Below are 17,961 nucleotides of genomic sequence, written 5' to 3' on the forward strand. Positions count from 1 at the left end.
AAGCTTAAGAATAAGGGTGATGGCAATATTATGCGCGGGGCTGGGGCGCGGGATGGGTATGCGGGGGGCTGAGATGATGGGAGGAAATAAGGGGTCGATGAAATTAAGTTTGAAGTTAATGATATCTAAAAATTATAGGAAAATCGTAACTAAAAGATTTCCTAAAATAATATATATTTTATTTTTGATATTTACGATTATTCTATTAAGTTCTGGAAATGCCTACGGTTATGACTGGCCTATTAAGAATGCTCATCCAATAACTGCTGTTCTTGGAGAGTATAGGACTGGACCTCCTAAACATTTGCATACGGGAATTGATATTGGAGGAGCTGAAGGTACAGAAGTATATTCTGTAGAAACTGGCAAAGTTACAAAAGTATCGATTAGTGCTGATAAAAACTCATATATCACAATAGGCAATTTCAAATATCAACATATTAAAGAATATATTTATAAAGATTTTGTAGAGGTTTTATCGGATGGAAGTGAAGAGGAATATCATATTGGAACATCGATAAAAATACAAACTGATTCGAGTCATAAAAATGACGTGGAAATTGTAGCCGCTAATTCTGGATTACTCAAAAAAGGTTTACCAACTCTCTATGAATCAGATAAGATTTTTTATGTTCCAATTACTCAACCTATTGCAGTAACCAGAGATTATCCAGATTCAAATGGAAATCTGGGCACCTCGGCAGGAGATCATCTACATTTTGAAGAAAACGAAGGGGGATTAAATCCATTAAGGATTGGGGGATTACAATCTTTTTCAGATACTTCAAAACCCAAAATCAATAATATTGAGATAGTAGAACAAGGGAGTGGTAATGCTCTTGGAAATTCAATTTATGGCAAAGTTGACATCAAAGCAGATGCTAAGGACTCAATTAGTGGAGGCAGTCAAACAGTGGGTGTTTACAAGATTGGATATCTTATTCAGAATTCCAATACATATCAAATCAATCAGGATTGGACATACAATATTGAATTTGATAAAATATCTGGTTATAACCTTGATTTAATTTATGATAGTGGATCTACTAGTTCTAAATATATTTATTGGGTAACAAACACTCCTTATGAAAACAAATTTTGGAATACAAAGCAAAAATTGAGCGGAAGCGAAACGGATGATGCCCAAAATAATCAGGAAGCTAAGTTTCCTGATGACGTCTATTGGATATGGGTAGATGCACGGGATATAAGTGGGAAGGATGATGTAGATAATATCGAAAAAAGAGTGGATAACTTTCCACCTCAAATAAAAAATACATATCCAGATTCAAATGAAATCAATGTTCCTGTTGATGCAGATATTAAAATAACATTTGATGAAGAAATGGATAAAAATTCGATATCTCTATCAATTTCTCCCAACATTGCTGGAACTTTCAGTTGGAGCAATAATAATAGAAATCTGGTTTTCGAACCAACTGTAGAACTCCGACCAGCAACTGAGTATACTGTGAAAGTGGATGGCAAGGATACTGTGAGTAAAAGTATTGATGGGGATAAGAATGGAAACGAAGGTCCATCATATGAGTTTAAATTTAAAACCTCTACCTGTACAATAAAAATAGACCATCCATTTTATAATATTCCAGATGGTCAAACTCAGACTCATCATATAAAAGTTAAAAATGAAGGGATTCCTTCAGCAAAACTGCCCATAACTCTTAGTACAGTCATCAATAATGCCGGTCAATGGACTGTAATTGACGGAGTTAATGGTCAGCAAGTAAACATTCCTATCGGTCAAGAATCCCAAGAATATCCTATCGTTGTAACAAACAATGGAGCATCGCACGACCTTGATATGACAATCAAAGGAGATGCCAACGGCTTCTCATGCACATATGAATTATACGATGGAACCCCTGCCACTGACCACATCGCCGACCACCCCGACGACAGCTTCATAATCTCCGGTTCCAACTACCCCACACCCTGGCTTGTTGACACCGAATCCAGCACAGGCATCCTCAAGACCGGATGGGGAGAGGGAATGGGTCATGTGCTGGGCAAATATAACATCAGCACTGCCATTGTCAAACCAGATCTCACAATCCTTAATGAGCCATACCGCGAGCTTAATGATCTCAAAGTGCTGCTCGTCGGCTCAGCAGGTCTCACCGGTCTTGATAGTTCTCCAACTTTCAGGAAGAAGCTTGCAGACTTTGTCGATAACGGAGGCACGCTTGTAGCGCTTACGAGCCAGAACGGATATGAGTTCAATGCGCTGCCGGGCGGGGAGGTTTCGGGATATGGGTGGAACGAGGATCAGAGCTGTCAATACCAGTCGGTTTCTCTGAACACTTATCATTCTGTACTCTCTGGTCAGGAATCAACCACGCCGAGCATCAACATTGATGGTTACTTCACAAAATGGCCTAATAATTCCAAAATACTGCTCACAAGAACTAAAAACGGTATGCCTGCAATGATAATGTACGACTATGGAAGAGGGCATGTCGTTGCGTCAGCAATGTATGATGATTGGGCATATGGCACATCAGGAGCCACAAATGATGGAATGAATCTTATCAGGGACGTTGTGACCTGGGCGAAAAATCCTGTGGAACTTGTAGATTATGCGCCTTCTGACATGGTTAACATAACTGTAAATGTTACAAATAGATTGGATTCAAATGTCAGCAATGTGAGCTTGAGATTGATCGATCCTGAAAGAAAATTTGTCGGGACAGTCAATGCTTCTGTTTTTATAGCATCATGGGATACCGTGCCTGTTAACTTCACCTACATTGCGCCTTCTAAACTTGGAATTTACACTATCGATTACTTGCTGAGCAATGAATCAGGAGCGATGGTGCAGGAAGAATTTGACGCAGCCAGCTTTTCAGTTTCAAAATTCAAATCCAATCCATCCGGCTTTACGAATCAGGGCAGTAAACTCCAGATATGGGCAAATGCGCCTGAAAAAGCTGCAAAAGGGTCTGAGATATTATTCCGCATATATGTGCGAAATGATGAAGAAACTGAATTCAAAGGAAATATCGCTATAGGCGGTCATGAACAGGGAGGTCTCTTCTGGAGATATTACACCGCATTGCGCGACATTTCAGTACCTCCTCATTCTGTTGGGGAGTTTACCTATACATATGATATCATGTTGTCCACGAGCTTTTATTTCGGGCTTTACAGGCAGGGCGCTAACTATGAAAACCAGTGGTTCCATTCAGGTTCAATTGCATCGAGTGAAAAAGGAGTATGGGTTTTTAATCCGCTTGTTGATGTTGAATTGCGAACTGATATGAGCCAGTACGGGAAAGGAGATGAGGTTTTTATATTTTCAGACTTCATTAATAAGCAAGGCTCTGATTATAACTTATCTGCCAATTTCAAGATTCTTGATCCGGATAATAGTATTATTTTTGAAAATACTACTGATTTGAACCTTTCCTCATATGAAACAAAATCATTATATTTTAATTATTCTCTTCCAAATAAATCAAAATCAGGTTTTCATGTGATAAACGTTGAGGTCTTCAGGAATAACGAAAAGATCGGATACGGCTCAACATATTTTGAGGTTGGATCTGCTTATTTAAAAATTAATATTTCAAAGCCTGAGATGATAGTTCCAGGGGCAATCAACACCTTTTTCTTCAATATAACCAACATTGGATTAGGAAATGCATCTGATAGCAGGCTGAATATAACATTATTGAATCCTGCTGGAAATGCTATTTTCAGCAACAGCACGTTTCTCAATATTTCGATAAATCAGAGCGTCATATACTCCATAGATGTTCCTGTGAATGAAATTGACTTCGGGAAATATGTATTAAAATACTCGTTGAATCAAGAAAAACTGGACATAAAAGGTGAAATACCTCTGCAAAATTCCGACATCATTACACTTAATTTCGATAAGCCATCTTATCGAATAAGAGATGATCTCGGTGCAGTTTTAAGCATAGTTAATAAAGGGTTATTTTACCAGAATCTTTCCGTGAACATCTCGATACCTGATGCCAATTTCTCAAAAAATGAATCGTTCGAAATTCAGCCGGGCAAGACTTTAACAAATGATCTAAATCTGACACTGCCAGATAATTTAACACTTGGAAACTATCCTGTAAATGTCACACTTGCCCTCAATAATACATTCTCTAAAGCCTTCACTTTTAATATACCTGAGTCTAACCTGAAAGCATCGTTTGAAGTCCTCAATGTGTCCGCAGGAGAAAACTTGAGCGTAAACATAGAGAATACCGGAGGCGTGGATACTACTGTAAATTATACTCTTACTTTGAATGGAAATGGCTACTACAACTCTACAAACGGCAGTATCACGGTTTTGGCAAATGTTTCAAGTAATGTTAATTTACCACTTCATTCGGGTCTGAAAAATGGAAACTATATCTTTGCTTTGACTTATAAGAATTCAAGAACCGGAACATGGGATTACTTGAAAAAACAGGTGCATGTAAATGGGGTTGAAGGAGATGTAAAAGTCTCAAATGATCGAAGAATTTATTTAACTGATAATGTTATTGAGTCACTTTCAAATCTTACAAATCTCAATAAGACTAACATTAATGGTACGCTGAATCTCAGGATATATTCTCCTGATAAAATAGTTACTCCAATCCCATATTCAGCATCCGCTGACATCGGACTCAACAAGAATTTCATAGTACAAGTTGATAATGACACATTGAGTAGCGGTTGGTATTATCGCAATTTTAATTATCATATTTATATGAACAATATCGACGATTCCAGCGACACAATTCTGTCTGGTCTCAGGTTCAGCGTGCGAGCAGATAATATTACGAATGTCGGATCGCAGCAGTATGCAACATGGAATGAGACATCAGTGGACTGGATATTTCCTCCTGACCAAGTCATACAGGAAAACGATGGTTTTAGCACGGGTTTTGATGTTAATTATCCAGAATCGAAATACTTGAATGTCAACATGGGTAGATGGATGAACCAGACAGAATTTAGTTCAACTGGCTATCAGCTTGCGATGTTTAATGTTACTTTTGAGGATACTGACTTTATGTGGGTTAATGGTAATATCTGGCCCGGAGTCGGTTGGGGAGTAAATGCATCTATTGTTCCCGGTACATTCATCACTGATGCCCCTGTACGCAACGTCGTTGAAAGGGAAAATAATGTCATGATTGAGTTCGATAAACAACGAATCGAAACTGGAGTTACATACAACTTCTCCGTTATCATTAGAGTAGAGCCTCCAAACGAGAGGACAGTAGTATTCTATAAACCATCATTCAATATCGATATGGGTTATTCCCATGTCAATGTACCCGGAGGATTGGGATTTACTGCAGAAATACCTTCTTCTATGCTTCCAGAGCATGTAAGTTCTATTTCTGCATCAACAAACATCTTTAATTCGTGGCAGAGTATATGGGTCAATGACTACGAAGTTATCGGATGGCTCAATAGTGTTGCAAGAACAACAACAATAGGAACAAGTCTCCCCAATACGGATCATGAAACTGTGAGATCTACGTACTATGGATCGACATCAACCCCAACACTCACCGCCGCGCTCTCCAACTCCGGTGGCAGTACCTGGCAGTTTTATGCAGATATAACGATAAACAACACAGGCGGTGCGTTGAGCGCTTACCAGGTGCCAGTTAGTCTCAACGGCAGCAGTTTCCCAACAAATGTGCAGAACAGCGGCGCAGACATCAGGTTCACAGATGCAAACGGTGCTGAGTTGAGCTACTGGATTGAAAGCTGGGATTATGCAAACAAACGCGCCAAAATCTGGGTGAATGTCACGAGCATACCTGCGAGTGGAAGCACGACCATAAGAATGTGGTATGAGAATCCAGTCGCAACGAGTTCAAGTAATGGAAAAGCCACATTTGTGTTTTTTGATGATTTCGAGAATGGTAATCTGAATGATACATGGGTTTCAGGTGATATATGTGATGGCAATACAATAACTGTCGAGCAAGGAAGAGTTAAATCAACAAGCAATTGTGATTTTATAGAGACTTTACAACAGTTTTCAGGAAATCTGGCAGTAACAGTAGATGTTGAAAAAGTTTCAATCGCGAATAGTGGGTGCTGGGACTTTCATCTCAAATGGAATGGTAATAATGCACAAGGTGCGTTAAGATTCGATCAAGATGGAGTTGATGGAATAAGTATTGGTAATAACTGTGGGAATGAATATAATATTCCTGCCTCTAATCCAAACAAAGGAAATATAACTTTATTTGCAGAAGGGGGGAACTATAAATTCAAATACACTGACTTAAATGGCGTTTCATTGGTCACAGACGATTATCCAGCAAGTTCATACTTAGGAAAGTTAAAAATAGACCTTGCAGGATATGAATCTGCGCCCCGCTATGTAGATAATGTCAGGATTCGTAAATATACCTCACATGAACCGACATTACCAGGCGAATACTCAACGGCAGAACCTACTTATACACCCCTCCCAACACCACCAGCGGACGTTTGGATACAAAATCCTGCGAACGAGCACTATTATAAAATAATAACGTCCATGAATTGGTCAGAAGCAGAAGCCCAGGCAGTGACATGGGGAGGGCATCTTGTTACTATAAATGACAGAGAAGAGGAATTATGGTTGAAAAATCAGTTTGGAGAGGAGGATTTTTGGATAGGGTTTAATGACATACAGGGAGAGGGGAATTGGGAATGGGTTAGCGGAGAACCTGTAACTTATACAAACTGGGCTCAAGGAGAGCCAAACAATAATGGAGTAGGAGAAAATGCCGCAGTTATGAACTGGGGTACAGACGGAGATAGCTGGAATGATTTACCAGAAGAAGGCAATAGTCGAGGTATTGTTGAAAGAATTACAGTTCCCCCCAGTACAAATCCAAACCAAAGTTATTTCGTCTGGAATACCACCATCCCCGTTGACATCCCACCTGAAGGCATGACCATTCCGGTAAGTGTAAATATTGCTTCAGCTTTGAATAAAACCACTGGCAGGCTTGTGCTGGAGGCAGTGCTATATTCTAATTCCAGCCAGGTATTAAGCTCTTCCAATTACACTTTTTACGTATTCGATACAAATACCACAATATCGCTTGAAACAGATAAAGAAGTTTATAGACCCGGGGAATCTGTGGTTATCAGCGGGGAGATCAAGAACTGGGCAGATGCTCCTACATCCAATCTAAATTTTGTGCTGGATGCCGATGGTAATGAACTTCTCACTGAAACTTTCCTGCTCGCTGCTGGGGAAACAAGAAGTTTCAGTTCGGTTTATTCCTCTAATACTTCATTTAATATCAATGCAGGCATTGGTGATATTAAAATATCCCAGCCTGTTGAGGTTGAAGCGCCTCTTCTTGTGGTTAACATCACTTCGCCAGATGTCGCTGGCAGAGGGGAATTTATTGTTGCCGCTCTCCTTGAGAATCCCGGCAAACTGGTCATTAATGAGACTCTGGACGTTGAAGGAAATATCTACAATGTAAGCATTCATGGAGGAGAGAGTAAACTAATAGAAACTCCTTTTATTATAAACAAGAATAAAACAATCAACATAACTTTGCTTGGCGATGTTGATCTCACACTTTCCCGATTCGTAATATTCGGGGAAAATGCAAGCCTGAAGGTATCACCAGAAATATATTCCCCTGGACATTTTGAGGTGCCTTACAATATTGAGAATACTGGCAGTTTGGAGACAGAGTTCAATGCAAACTTCAGCCTTGAAGATAAAATAATTGAAAAAGCAGTATATCTTCCTGTGGGTGGAAACTTCTCAGGAAGCCTGATTTTTAATCTTTCTGAAGGCAATTATATTTTAAATTATACAACGCCCTTCGAGACAGGAAACGTCAGCTTTAGAGTTGCAAAGATGGATATTGCAGGAATGAATGCTACGATTCCTGAGAAGGCAATCGGGAATATTCTTGCTGTTGTGGTTAATGTCTCTAATATGGGTGCCAACAACTTTACAGGAAATATTGAGATAGACACAGGCTTTTATTCAAATAATAGTTTATTGGTCCTCAATGTCAGTGAGAAACGAAGTCTGATTTTAAAAGTTCCAACATTAATCCCGGGCGTGTTCAATGCTACTGTAAGACTGCTTCACAATGGCAATATCATAGAGGAAAAAGTTGGAGAGTTTGAAGTTCTCGGCCCTGAATTTACAGTAACAAGCGCGCCCACAAACCTGAACTACAGGCTTGGGGAGAATGTAACTATGAGCTTTGGTGTTTTAAACACCGGAGGTATGGAAGGTACAGCAGGACTCAACCTGACTATCCCGGGCATCTACGAGAATAACAATAATTCCTGGGTCGCGCCCGGTGAAGTGAAGAACTTGAGCTTTAGCTTCATCCTGCCTGAAGACCTTGAAGAAAAGAGCTACAAATTCTTATATGGCTTTAACGGTGACATGCAGGAAGGAAGCTTCTTTGTCAAGGGCGCCAGCATTTCGGTTGAAGCTGCGCTTGATAAGCCTTTTTATAACGAAGGCGATACTGCGGTTTTAACATTACCTGTTAAGAACAACCAGGACTTTGACTTGCCTTTATTCTCCAGAGTGAAATTCAATGACTATGATAATATCACCTATTTCAAGCTCTCAGGCTCAGGCAGCGAGACTTTGACCTTTAATGTTCCCGTTCATTTCACTGGAGATAAGATATTCTACAGCGTTTACATGGCTTCGGGAAGATCTCTCTATATCAATTCCATGTATGCCTATGAAAAGCCAAAAGATGACAGCGGTATAACCCTTTATACAGACAAGCAGGTATACTTAACAGGTGAAACTGTAAATGTGTTTGTCAACGTCACCGGAGACGGTACATTAAACATGACAGCACCGGGCTTCAGTACCACAAGGTCATTGACAGCAGGCGATTCTACAGTAATTAGCTTTACCCTGCCTGAGCTTAAGTCTGGCACATACTACATCGAATATACATTTGGAAACTTCTCTTCATCCTATCCATTTGATGTTGACGGCTATTCAGCAAAGATACTTGAGTTCACTCTGGATAAAGAAATCTATGATATCGGCGATACCATGAACATGAAAATGCTTGTGGATGCGAACAAGGACTTCGCAGGCACTGTAAAGATGTGGGTGTATGGCAATAGCGCTGAGGACAGCTTTGAGTTCAGCAGGGAATTTGTAAAAGGTGAGAACAGGGTAGAGGTTAACAGGACTTTAAATACAAGCTGGTCTGGCATTCACTCAGTAGCATATGGTGTGTATGCCGATATACCAGGTCATTCTCTTGTACTCCTCGCCTCTGGAGAAGAGTACTTTGATGTAGTGGATCATGTGCCTCCTTTGATCACAATAACCTCGCCTCAGAATATTGAATACACAACGAGTTCAGTACCTCTGATCTTTAGCATAGAAGATACAAGCGATATAGAGTGGACAGGTTATAGCCTGGACGGCGCAGAGAATGTAACGATCAGCGGAAGTAGTCTATTAACAGACCTGACAAACGGCAACCATAGACTAATTGTATATGCAATGGACTCGGCGGGAAATACAGGTTCAGCATCGACTGACTTCATAATTGGTAGCACACTGCCAAAAGAGGCGCATGCAGAAGCGGTCATCATGTTCGACACGGCATCGAAGGATATCAATGTGTATAACAACGGAACTGGAAGCGAGGTAAGCTACGTCATATTGCCATCGAAGAAAGAAAAGAATGATAAGAAAGAACAGGATAAGGCCGATGATAAAGGCTGGGAACTGAGACAGTATACGCTCAAAGATATTTCCGATAACTCGCTTGTGCTTGTTTTAAAACACAAGACGGAGGGAAAGGAAACAAAGATCGAAATCGTCAGCATGCAGTACAACAGCGAAGCAATAATCGAGACAGCAAAGAATACGATACAGGCTCAGTACTCTGAAGAGAAGAATGGCATGTTCAAGGAATTGGAGCAGAAGATCGAAGTCGATAAACTCCTGAAAGCTGAGACAAAGTACAATGCCAAGAAAGATGAAACGGAAATAAAGGTGAAAATGGAGGGAGAGAAAGAGCAGAAAGAAAACAGGGCAGGCAATGTGATATTGGAGTTGTTTACTGAAAATGGTATCTTAAAGCTCAGATACTAGTTTTGCTCAATTTTTAAAATATATGCTACTGTAAGCCCCATGGCTCCGTACCGAGCATTTCGCCTTTTTCTTCAGGTTCTTTCCACTTTTGAAAATTTTGAGGAATTGATGTGCATTCTCGCTTCTACACGAATTATTTATAGTTAGATCGGCATGTACGCTTAGCATTTCGCCATATCCTTATTTACTCATTATTTATATTATGAAAAAAGAATACATCCAGAAGATGTTCGCTGGCATTTCACGCCGCTATGATTTTCTCAATCACCTGTTGAGCCTGGGGCGTGATATGCGCTGGCGGCGGTTCGCAGTTTCTAAATTGCCGCCAGGTCTCATCCTGGATGTATGTTCGGGAACCGGAGATGTGGCAATCGAAGTTTCGAACAAGAGCGAGGTCGTATCTGCTGATTTCTGCAAAGAGATGGTGCAACTGTGCACCTTGAAACTCAAAAAGCTGGATAATAAGAAAGTCCAATGCATCCAGAACGATGCCGAAACCCTTTCCTTCAGGGACGAAACATTTGATGGTGCTATCGTTGCTTTTGGCATCAGGAACGTTGCTGATATAAAAAAGGCATTGTCTGAGATGCGGCGTGTTGTCAAGAAAGATGGGAAGGTCGTTATACTGGAATTCTCCCAGCCTGAAAACCGGGTTTTCAGAGCGGCATACTATCTCTATTTCCAGAAAATGTTACCTTTCATAGGTGCGTTGATATCGAAAAATACGGGCCCGTACAGCTACCTTCCTTCTTCTGTCATGGCTTTCCCTAACAGGAATGAGTTCGCGGGATACATGAAAGATTCAGGATTAAGAGATATAAGATTTTACGACCTCACATTCGGAATAGTCACGGTTTACACAGGAGTCAAATAAGGCTCGCTAACTCTTAAATATAGACAAGAGAATAAGGACAGAAAATGAATAAACAGGACGTCTGCATATTAATTCCCGCCCTTAACGAGGGAAAAGCAATAGGTGGGTTGGTCACAGAATTCAAATCCATGGGTTTTTCTGATATCCTGGTCATCGACGGTCACAGCACCGATAATACCGCAAAGAACGCGGAAAGCGCAGGTGCCAGGGTGATAATACAGAGCGGCACCGGAAAAGGACAGGCTGTGAGCCAGGCGTTCCAGTCCATCACCAGTAAATATATCGTAATGATCGATGGCGACGGGACGTATCTTCCGGAAGAGATTTATAAGCTTCTAGAACCCGTTACCACGGGCATTGCAGATCACGTTATAGGGAACAGGTTCGCGAATTACCAGAAAGGTGCATTCACCCGCTTGAACCTTTTCGGGAACAAGATATTGAACAAGATATTCGGATTTGCATACGGTGTCTGGCTTCAAGATATACTTTCAGGTTACAGGGCGTTCAAAGGCAAAGCTGTCAAACAGATCGAACTGAACAGGACAGGGTTCGAGGTCGAAACGGAAATTACGGTCGAGTGTGTAAAAAAAGATATAAGAACGATCGAAGTCCCGATAACCTATCTGGCAAGAACCAGCGGGGCGGCGACAAAGCTCAAACCTTTAAGGGACGGCTTCAGGATAGCATCAACTATATACCTGCTCGCAAAGACGCACAATCCCCTTTTTTATTTTAACATTATTGGTGCATTCTTATTGATCATCGGCGTGGCCGTTGGTATCTATGTCGTGGATGAATGGCTCAGAGACATAACTCATATACCCCTGACCATCCTTGCCACGCTTCTCATTGTGATAGGGATCCAGATGTTCATTTTCGCAATCCTGAGCGACCTGATCGTTTCTGTGCACAAAGAGAACATGCATATGATGCGCAAGGTCCTGAAGGAAAAGGAGAATTTATGAAAATAGCAATACTGGGAGGCACAGGCAGCATCGGGGAGGGATTTGCACTCCGGTGGGCGGAAAAACACGACATATCGTTATGTTCGCGTGAAGTCGACAGGGCCGTCAGCGCAGCGAGTGAGTATACCGACACGCTTTTGAGCAAAAGTATGGTTTGCTGCGGAATTACCGGATGCACGAACGAGGTAGGAATTAAGGATGTGGATGTTGTTGTGCTTTCCGTGCCGTATCATGGCGTAATAGACCTCTTGAAAAATCTCAAGCCTTATTTTAAAGACCAGATCGTGATCTCACTGGTGGTACCCATGAAAAAGAACCGCTGGTTTGAATACACGCCACCTAAGCAGGGAAGCGCGGCCCTTGAGATCAAAGACATTCTTCCCGCGAGCGTGAAAGTGGTTTCAGCATACCATAATGTATCCGCGAAGAAGCTGGCAAATATCGAATTGAGCCTTGATTATGATGTCGTGGTATGCGGGGATGATGAAGATGCAAAGAGCACTGTGATGGAACTGACAAAGGAGATCAAGAACCTGCGCCCCCTGGACGGCGGAGGCCTTTCTTCGTCTTACATGATCGAGTCCCTGACGCCTTTTTTGATTAACCTCGCGATCAGGAACCACCTCTCCGATCTTGGCGTAAAGTTCATATGAAAAACTTTAGGAAAGTTTTATCAAATGAAGGGGATGTTTCACATCCCCTATACGTCATAAAGGGGCGTAACCCTTTATGAAAAACTTTAGGAAAGTTTTATCAAAAACCTTTGAAAAAGGTTTATCAAACGACGGGTATGGCACGCCATACCCGGACACGCCCTCCCGAGGCGTGACTCGGGAAGGGGATGTTTCACATCCCCTATACGTCATAAAGGGGCCTTTATGATAGATATATATAATAAATTACTTGACAAACTCGGTCCTAAGAACTGGTGGCCGGCTGAAACTCCTTTTGAAGTGGTCTTAGGCGCCATACTTACACAGCAGACAAAGTGGGAGAACGTCGAGAGGGCGATTAAGAATTTAAAGGATAGAGGGCTTCTCGAAGCTGAATCCCTCTCCAGGATTGAATCAGGAGAACTGGAAGAACTTGTCAGGTGCACGGGATTTTACAGGCAGAAGGCAAGAAGGTTGAAGGATATTTCAGCATTTTTTTCGGAGAATCCCGATATACTCCGAAAACCGAAAGATGAACTCAGGGATGTTCTCCTTGCATTGAACGGCATTGGAGAAGAGACGGCGGACAGTATCATTTTGTATGCTGCAGACAAGCCGAAATTCGTTATCGATGCATACACAAAGAGGTTATGCAGGTGCGTGGGAGTTGAAGGCGATTATATGAAATTGCAATCCATATTTGAAAATTCCATCCCGCAGGAAGTTCCCCTGTACAAGGAATTCCACGCCCTCATAGTCGAGTACGGAAAGCAGTTCTGCGGGAAAAAACGATGTGATGAGTGCATATTTGATGAACCCGTCTAAAAAGGATTGAAATATTATTGGGTAACCGGTAGAAAATGGCAAAACGTAACAATATCCTCATAAGGAATATACCTCTTTTTGGCTGCATCGCGTTCGGTATCATCGACCGAGGTACGAATGTGCTCCAGGTCCGCCCAATAAGTGAGTGCCCTCTGTCATGCATTTTCTGTTCCACGGACGCCGGGCCACGCTCGGGACGGAGGATATCTGAGTATATGGTAGACCTCGAGCAATTGGTTTCCGCATTCGAATGGGCTGCAGCATACAAGGAAACAGATGAAATAGAAGCTCATATCGACACGGTTGGGGAACCTGTTATGTACCCTAAACTTTCGGAACTTGTGGAGAGGTTATCGGGGAATAAGCACGTGAGCACCGTTTCCATGCAGACCAATGGGACTCTGCTGAACAGAAAACTCATAGATGAACTGGATGCAGCAGGGCTTTCACGCATCAATATATCCATCGAATCGCTTGACCCTGACCTCGCGAAAAGGATAGCGGGTACTGAAAGTTACAGCATAGAAAGGATCATCGAAAGCGCTGAATATATTGCCGGGAGCACGGACATCGACCTTCTCATTGCGCCCGTTTGGCTGCCAGGTATTAACGATGCCGAGATTCCCGGATTGATCGAGTTCGCTCTCAGGATAGGCGCAGGAAAAAAATGGCCTGCTCTCGGGATCCAGAAATTCCTGCCCCACAAGTATGGAAGGAAACCAGATATCACGGGAATGGGCTGGGAATTCTTCTATTCGCAGCTCAAAAAATGGGAGAGGATATATGAAACAAAGCTTATCCTGAAACCAGAGGATTTCGGGAGTTTTGAATGCAAGCCCCTGCCTCGTGTATTCAAGAGATATGAAAAAGTGAAAGTCAATGTGGTCGGCCCGGGCTGGATGAAGGGAGAGAAACTTGCAGTGGCGCATGACAGGGTTATCACGATCGTGAACGCTGAAAGAATCCCGGTCGGGGCCGAGGTATTTGTGAGGATGGAAAGGGTGGTGGATGGGATATATATGGCAAGACCCTGTACATGACTGAAATCTCTTATGAAGCCATACTGCCCGAAGTGCGGTTACTCGAGCCGCGAAGCCTTCCGGCAGATGACACCTAAAGTTGGGGACTGCTGCATATTCTGTTCGTATGCTGATAAACAATGTCCTCCCATGCAATTTACAGGCAAAGAGAGCGGAAGTTTCATTAATATTCAGACCCTTTATCCTGTGATGAAAGTACTGGACGGATACCGGACATTCCTTGAAAAATCCGATGACGAAAATCTCAAAGCATCGAAGGACAGGGACGGGGTATTCTTTATTTTCCGCTCTATAGAAGCATGGAAAGAGGAAAAATGCAAAGAGGAGGATATCCCGGCAAAAGAGCTGGTTCGCAATGAGTACACAAAAAATAGATTCCTTGCGCATCCCTGATATTTTTTACAGTCAATTATATATATTGATACTTTCATAATGTTCTCGTTAGAAACGAATGGGTAAAGTAAAGACTGCGATTCCTGGACTAGATGAGCTAATCGAAGGTGGTTACATCGAGAACGATGTAATCCTTATAACCGGAGGCCCGGGTGCAGGAAAAACAACGTTCGGGGTACAGTACCTTGTAGGGGGGGCGATGAATTTTAACGAACCCGGGGTTCTTGTGGTGATGGAAGAAACCCCTTCAAGGATAATCAGGGACTCGTGGAGATTCGGCTGGGACATAGAGAAACTGGTAGCCCAGAAAAAAATCAAAATAATATATGCGAATCCCTTCAAATACACAAAGTTCGTGAAAACAGAGGACAAAGGCCCCGTCAGTATTATCGCTGCAAATAAAAATGTCGGTGACATCTTCAAGCAAATCCAGACGGATGTAGAGGCAATAAAAGCAAAAAGGGTATTTATCGATTCCATAACATCGCTTAAAATGTCCGCTGAGAAATCCGAAGAGGTCAGGCAGATAGTTTCCGAATTCATCAAAAACCTGGAATATCTTGATTGCACAACCCTTATGACAAGCGAGATATACGGGAAGGAAGCGTTCAGCGTGGAAGAATACCTTTCATCTGGTGTGGTCAGGCTCCATGTGTTCAGGGTGGGGGGGAGCCGCATCAGAGCAATAGAAATATTAAAGATGAGAGGCGTCAAGCATGATGAAACTCTGCATCCGTATGAGATCCAGGAAAAGGGTATCATTGTCCATCCGACCGAAACCGTGATGAACGATGAGATAAGCCTTTTCAACACGAACGCAAAATGATAATAGGGATTGAAATGGCTCTTAATTATGATGAGATAGTCGGGAAATTCGAGAAATATATATTCTCGACATACACACGCCAGCCCCTGGCAATAAAGAAAGCGAACGGGGCCGTGGTCACAGATGTGAACGGGAAAGAATACATAGACTGCGTGGCTGGGATCGCTGTTAATAACGTGGGGCACTGCCATCCTGCTGTAGTTTCCGCGATCAAAAGGCAGGCTGAAGAGTTGATACACGTCTCAAACCTCTATTACACGGAGCAGCAGGCGCTCCTTGCAGAAGAACTCGTCAACCTCACCGGGATGGATCGCGTTTTTTTCTGCAACTCAGGAACTGAGGCGGTCGAAGGCGCTTTGAAACTTGCACGCAAAGCTTCCGGCAAAAAGGAGTTCATCGCAGCAGAACATGCCTTTCATGGAAGAACGCGGGGAGCGCTTTCCGTCACTCATAAGGAGAAATACCGAAAACCCTTTGAACCGCTTGCTCCGGCGATATTCGTGCCTTACAATGACGCAAATGCCATAAGAGAGGCGATCAATGAGGATACTGCGGGCGTGATACTGGAACCCATTCAGGGGGAAGGCGGCGTGATAATACCTTCAAAGGATTACCTGAAGGAAGTGCGTGAGGTCTGCGACGAAAATGAAACATTGCTGATACTTGATGAGGTCCAGACCGGCTTTGGCAGAACGGGAAAATGGTTCGCAAGAGAACACTCGGGCATCGTACCTGATATAATGACACTTGCCAAGGCCATGGGCGGGGGCTTCCCCATGGGAGCGATGCTGGCAAGGGAGGATGTTGCAGCGAGATTCGAGCGCGGCGACCATGCATCAACCTTTGGAGGTAATGCACTCTCATGCGCCGCGGCGCTTGCGAACATAGATGTGATCAAAAAAGAAAAGCTGGTCAGGAGATCGGACGAACTTGGTAATTACCTCATGAAAAAACTCGCAGCACTCGATAAGGATTATATTATAGAGATACGCGGCAAAGGATTGATGGTTGGAATGGAACTTTCCATAAAGTGCGATGATATCGTGAACGGGGCAAGGGAACGCGGGGTGCTGCTTAACTGCACATCCGAATCCGTTCTGCGATTTGTTCCCCCCCTCACCATCACGAAAGAACAGCTGGACAGGGCGGTGTCGGTGCTGGATGAGATTTGAAGAACTGCTCCGTCCTCGTATCAAAGATATCAAGGAGTATGTGCCGGGGAGATCCATCGAAGAGATCGCCAAAGAATACAGACTTGACCCGGACAAAATAATAAAACTCGGATCGAACGAGAATCCGCTCGGCCCTTCTCCCCTTGCGGTAAAAGCGATCAAGGAAAAGGCAGGGAGGATCCACATATACCCCGATCCAGGTGCACGCGATTTGAGAAATGCGATCTCCTCATACACGGGCTATCCTGTGAACAATATCGTAGTCTCAGGTAACGGCATGGACGGCATCCTTGATACTGTGATGAGGCTATTCATGTCGCAGGAGGCAGAGTCGGTGATACCGATACCCACATTCTCGTATTATGAAATCGCCACGCTCGCGAACGGCGGGAAACCCGTTTTTGTGGAAAGGGAGCCTGATTTCAGTATCGATACCGAGAAGATCCTCAAAAATGTTAATGGGAATACAAGAATGATCTTTCTGTGCTCGCCAAACAACCCATCGGGTAACAGTGTCAGCGAGGAAACCGCAAGAAACATCCTGGAATCGGCTGATGCGATTGTGTTCATAGACGAAGCGTATGTGGAATTCTCCGAAACAAGCCTGACCGGACTGGTCAGGGAATATGACAACATCATAGTCGGGCGAACCTTCTCAAAGGCGTTCGGATTAGCCGGGATGCGTATGGGTTATGCGCTCGCGCCCGAATGGATATGCAAGGAATACTTGAAGGTCATGACACCTTTCTCGATGGACGTGCTTTCATCCGCTGCCGGTTTCGCGGCTCTCAATGACAAAGAACATCTTCAGAAAAGCATACAGACCGTGAGAAAAGGGAGAATGCAGCTTGCCGGGGGCCTTAAATCCCTGTGCAAAGTATATCCTTCGGATGCGAATTTTATCCTGATAGACGTATCACCGCGTACGGCCAAAGAGATTTCTGAATTGCTCCTGGAGAAGGGAATAATAGTACGCGACTGCACATCCTTCAGGGGTGCCGGGAACTCGCTTATACGAATAACCGTGGGCACTGAACTCCAGAACGAAAAAGTCATAGCCGCTATGGGTTCGATCCTACGATGAAACACCATGAAGTACAGAGCG

Annotated in this window: 10 protein-coding genes; all 10 read left to right on the top strand. The window is 43.0% G+C overall.

Annotated features, from left to right (window positions below; translation table 11 throughout):
• The first annotated feature begins 19 nt into the window (after positions 1-19).
• Positions 20-10,105, top strand: coding sequence for a DUF2341 domain-containing protein (locus O8C65_12725; GenBank protein MCZ7357786.1), 10,086 nt, complete (start codon positions 20-22; stop codon positions 10,103-10,105).
• Positions 10,106-10,307: 202 nt separating this feature from the next.
• A complete protein-coding gene (gene ubiE, locus O8C65_12730) occupies positions 10,308-10,979 on the top strand; it encodes a bifunctional demethylmenaquinone methyltransferase/2-methoxy-6-polyprenyl-1,4-benzoquinol methylase UbiE (protein MCZ7357787.1) in 672 nt (223 codons plus the stop codon).
• Positions 10,980-11,023: 44 nt separating this feature from the next.
• Positions 11,024-11,947 carry an S-layer glycoprotein N-glycosyltransferase AglJ gene (aglJ, locus tag O8C65_12735; GenBank protein ID MCZ7357788.1) on the top strand — a complete coding sequence of 308 codons (924 nt, stop codon included), beginning with the start codon at positions 11,024-11,026 and terminating at the stop codon, positions 11,945-11,947.
• Positions 11,944-12,600, top strand: coding sequence for an NADPH-dependent F420 reductase (gene npdG, locus O8C65_12740; protein ID MCZ7357789.1), 657 nt, complete (start codon positions 11,944-11,946; stop codon positions 12,598-12,600). Before aglJ ends, npdG begins: the two co-directional genes overlap by 4 nt.
• Positions 12,601-12,825: 225 nt before the next feature.
• Positions 12,826-13,425: an endonuclease gene (locus tag O8C65_12745; protein ID MCZ7357790.1), complete on the top strand. Its 600-nt coding sequence runs from the start codon at positions 12,826-12,828 to the stop codon at positions 13,423-13,425.
• 35 nt (positions 13,426-13,460) lie between these two features.
• Positions 13,461-14,465, top strand: a complete 1,005-nt coding sequence (locus tag O8C65_12750) for a radical SAM protein (GenBank protein MCZ7357791.1) — start codon at positions 13,461-13,463, stop codon at positions 14,463-14,465.
• A 12-nt stretch (positions 14,466-14,477) separates the two neighbouring features.
• Entirely contained in the window at positions 14,478-14,858 is a 381-nt protein-coding gene (locus O8C65_12755; GenBank protein ID MCZ7357792.1) for a hypothetical protein, read from the top strand.
• 58 nt (positions 14,859-14,916) lie between these two features.
• Complete coding sequence (locus tag O8C65_12760; GenBank protein ID MCZ7357793.1) at positions 14,917-15,684, top strand: AAA family ATPase; 768 nt, start codon at positions 14,917-14,919, stop codon at positions 15,682-15,684.
• Between the two features lie 14 nt (positions 15,685-15,698).
• Entirely contained in the window at positions 15,699-16,856 is a 1,158-nt protein-coding gene (locus tag O8C65_12765; GenBank protein ID MCZ7357794.1) for an acetylornithine transaminase, read from the top strand.
• Positions 16,846-17,940: a histidinol-phosphate transaminase gene (gene hisC, locus O8C65_12770; protein ID MCZ7357795.1), complete on the top strand. Its 1,095-nt coding sequence runs from the start codon at positions 16,846-16,848 to the stop codon at positions 17,938-17,940. The genes O8C65_12765 and hisC overlap by 11 nt, the downstream gene beginning before the upstream one ends.
• Positions 17,941-17,961: the final 21 nt, after the last annotated feature.

Origin of the sequence: Candidatus Methanoperedens sp., from assembly GCA_027460535.1 — an archaeon.
GTDB lineage: Archaea > Halobacteriota > Methanosarcinia > Methanosarcinales > Methanoperedenaceae > Methanoperedens.

Excerpts from the sequence above, each read along its gene's own strand:
- O8C65_12725 (MCZ7357786.1), top strand. The coding sequence starts at position 20 with ATGGCAATATTATGCGCGGGGCTGGGGCGCGGGATGGGTATGCGGGGG.
- ubiE (MCZ7357787.1), top strand. The coding sequence starts at position 10,308 with ATGAAAAAAGAATACATCCAGAAGATGTTCGCTGGCATTTCACGCCGC.
- aglJ (MCZ7357788.1), top strand. The coding sequence starts at position 11,024 with ATGAATAAACAGGACGTCTGCATATTAATTCCCGCCCTTAACGAGGGA.
- npdG (MCZ7357789.1), top strand. The coding sequence starts at position 11,944 with ATGAAAATAGCAATACTGGGAGGCACAGGCAGCATCGGGGAGGGATTT.
- O8C65_12745 (MCZ7357790.1), top strand. The coding sequence starts at position 12,826 with ATGATAGATATATATAATAAATTACTTGACAAACTCGGTCCTAAGAAC.
- O8C65_12750 (MCZ7357791.1), top strand. The coding sequence starts at position 13,461 with ATGGCAAAACGTAACAATATCCTCATAAGGAATATACCTCTTTTTGGC.
- O8C65_12755 (MCZ7357792.1), top strand. The coding sequence starts at position 14,478 with ATGAAGCCATACTGCCCGAAGTGCGGTTACTCGAGCCGCGAAGCCTTC.
- O8C65_12760 (MCZ7357793.1), top strand. The coding sequence starts at position 14,917 with ATGGGTAAAGTAAAGACTGCGATTCCTGGACTAGATGAGCTAATCGAA.
- O8C65_12765 (MCZ7357794.1), top strand. The coding sequence starts at position 15,699 with ATGGCTCTTAATTATGATGAGATAGTCGGGAAATTCGAGAAATATATA.
- hisC (MCZ7357795.1), top strand. The coding sequence starts at position 16,846 with ATGAGATTTGAAGAACTGCTCCGTCCTCGTATCAAAGATATCAAGGAG.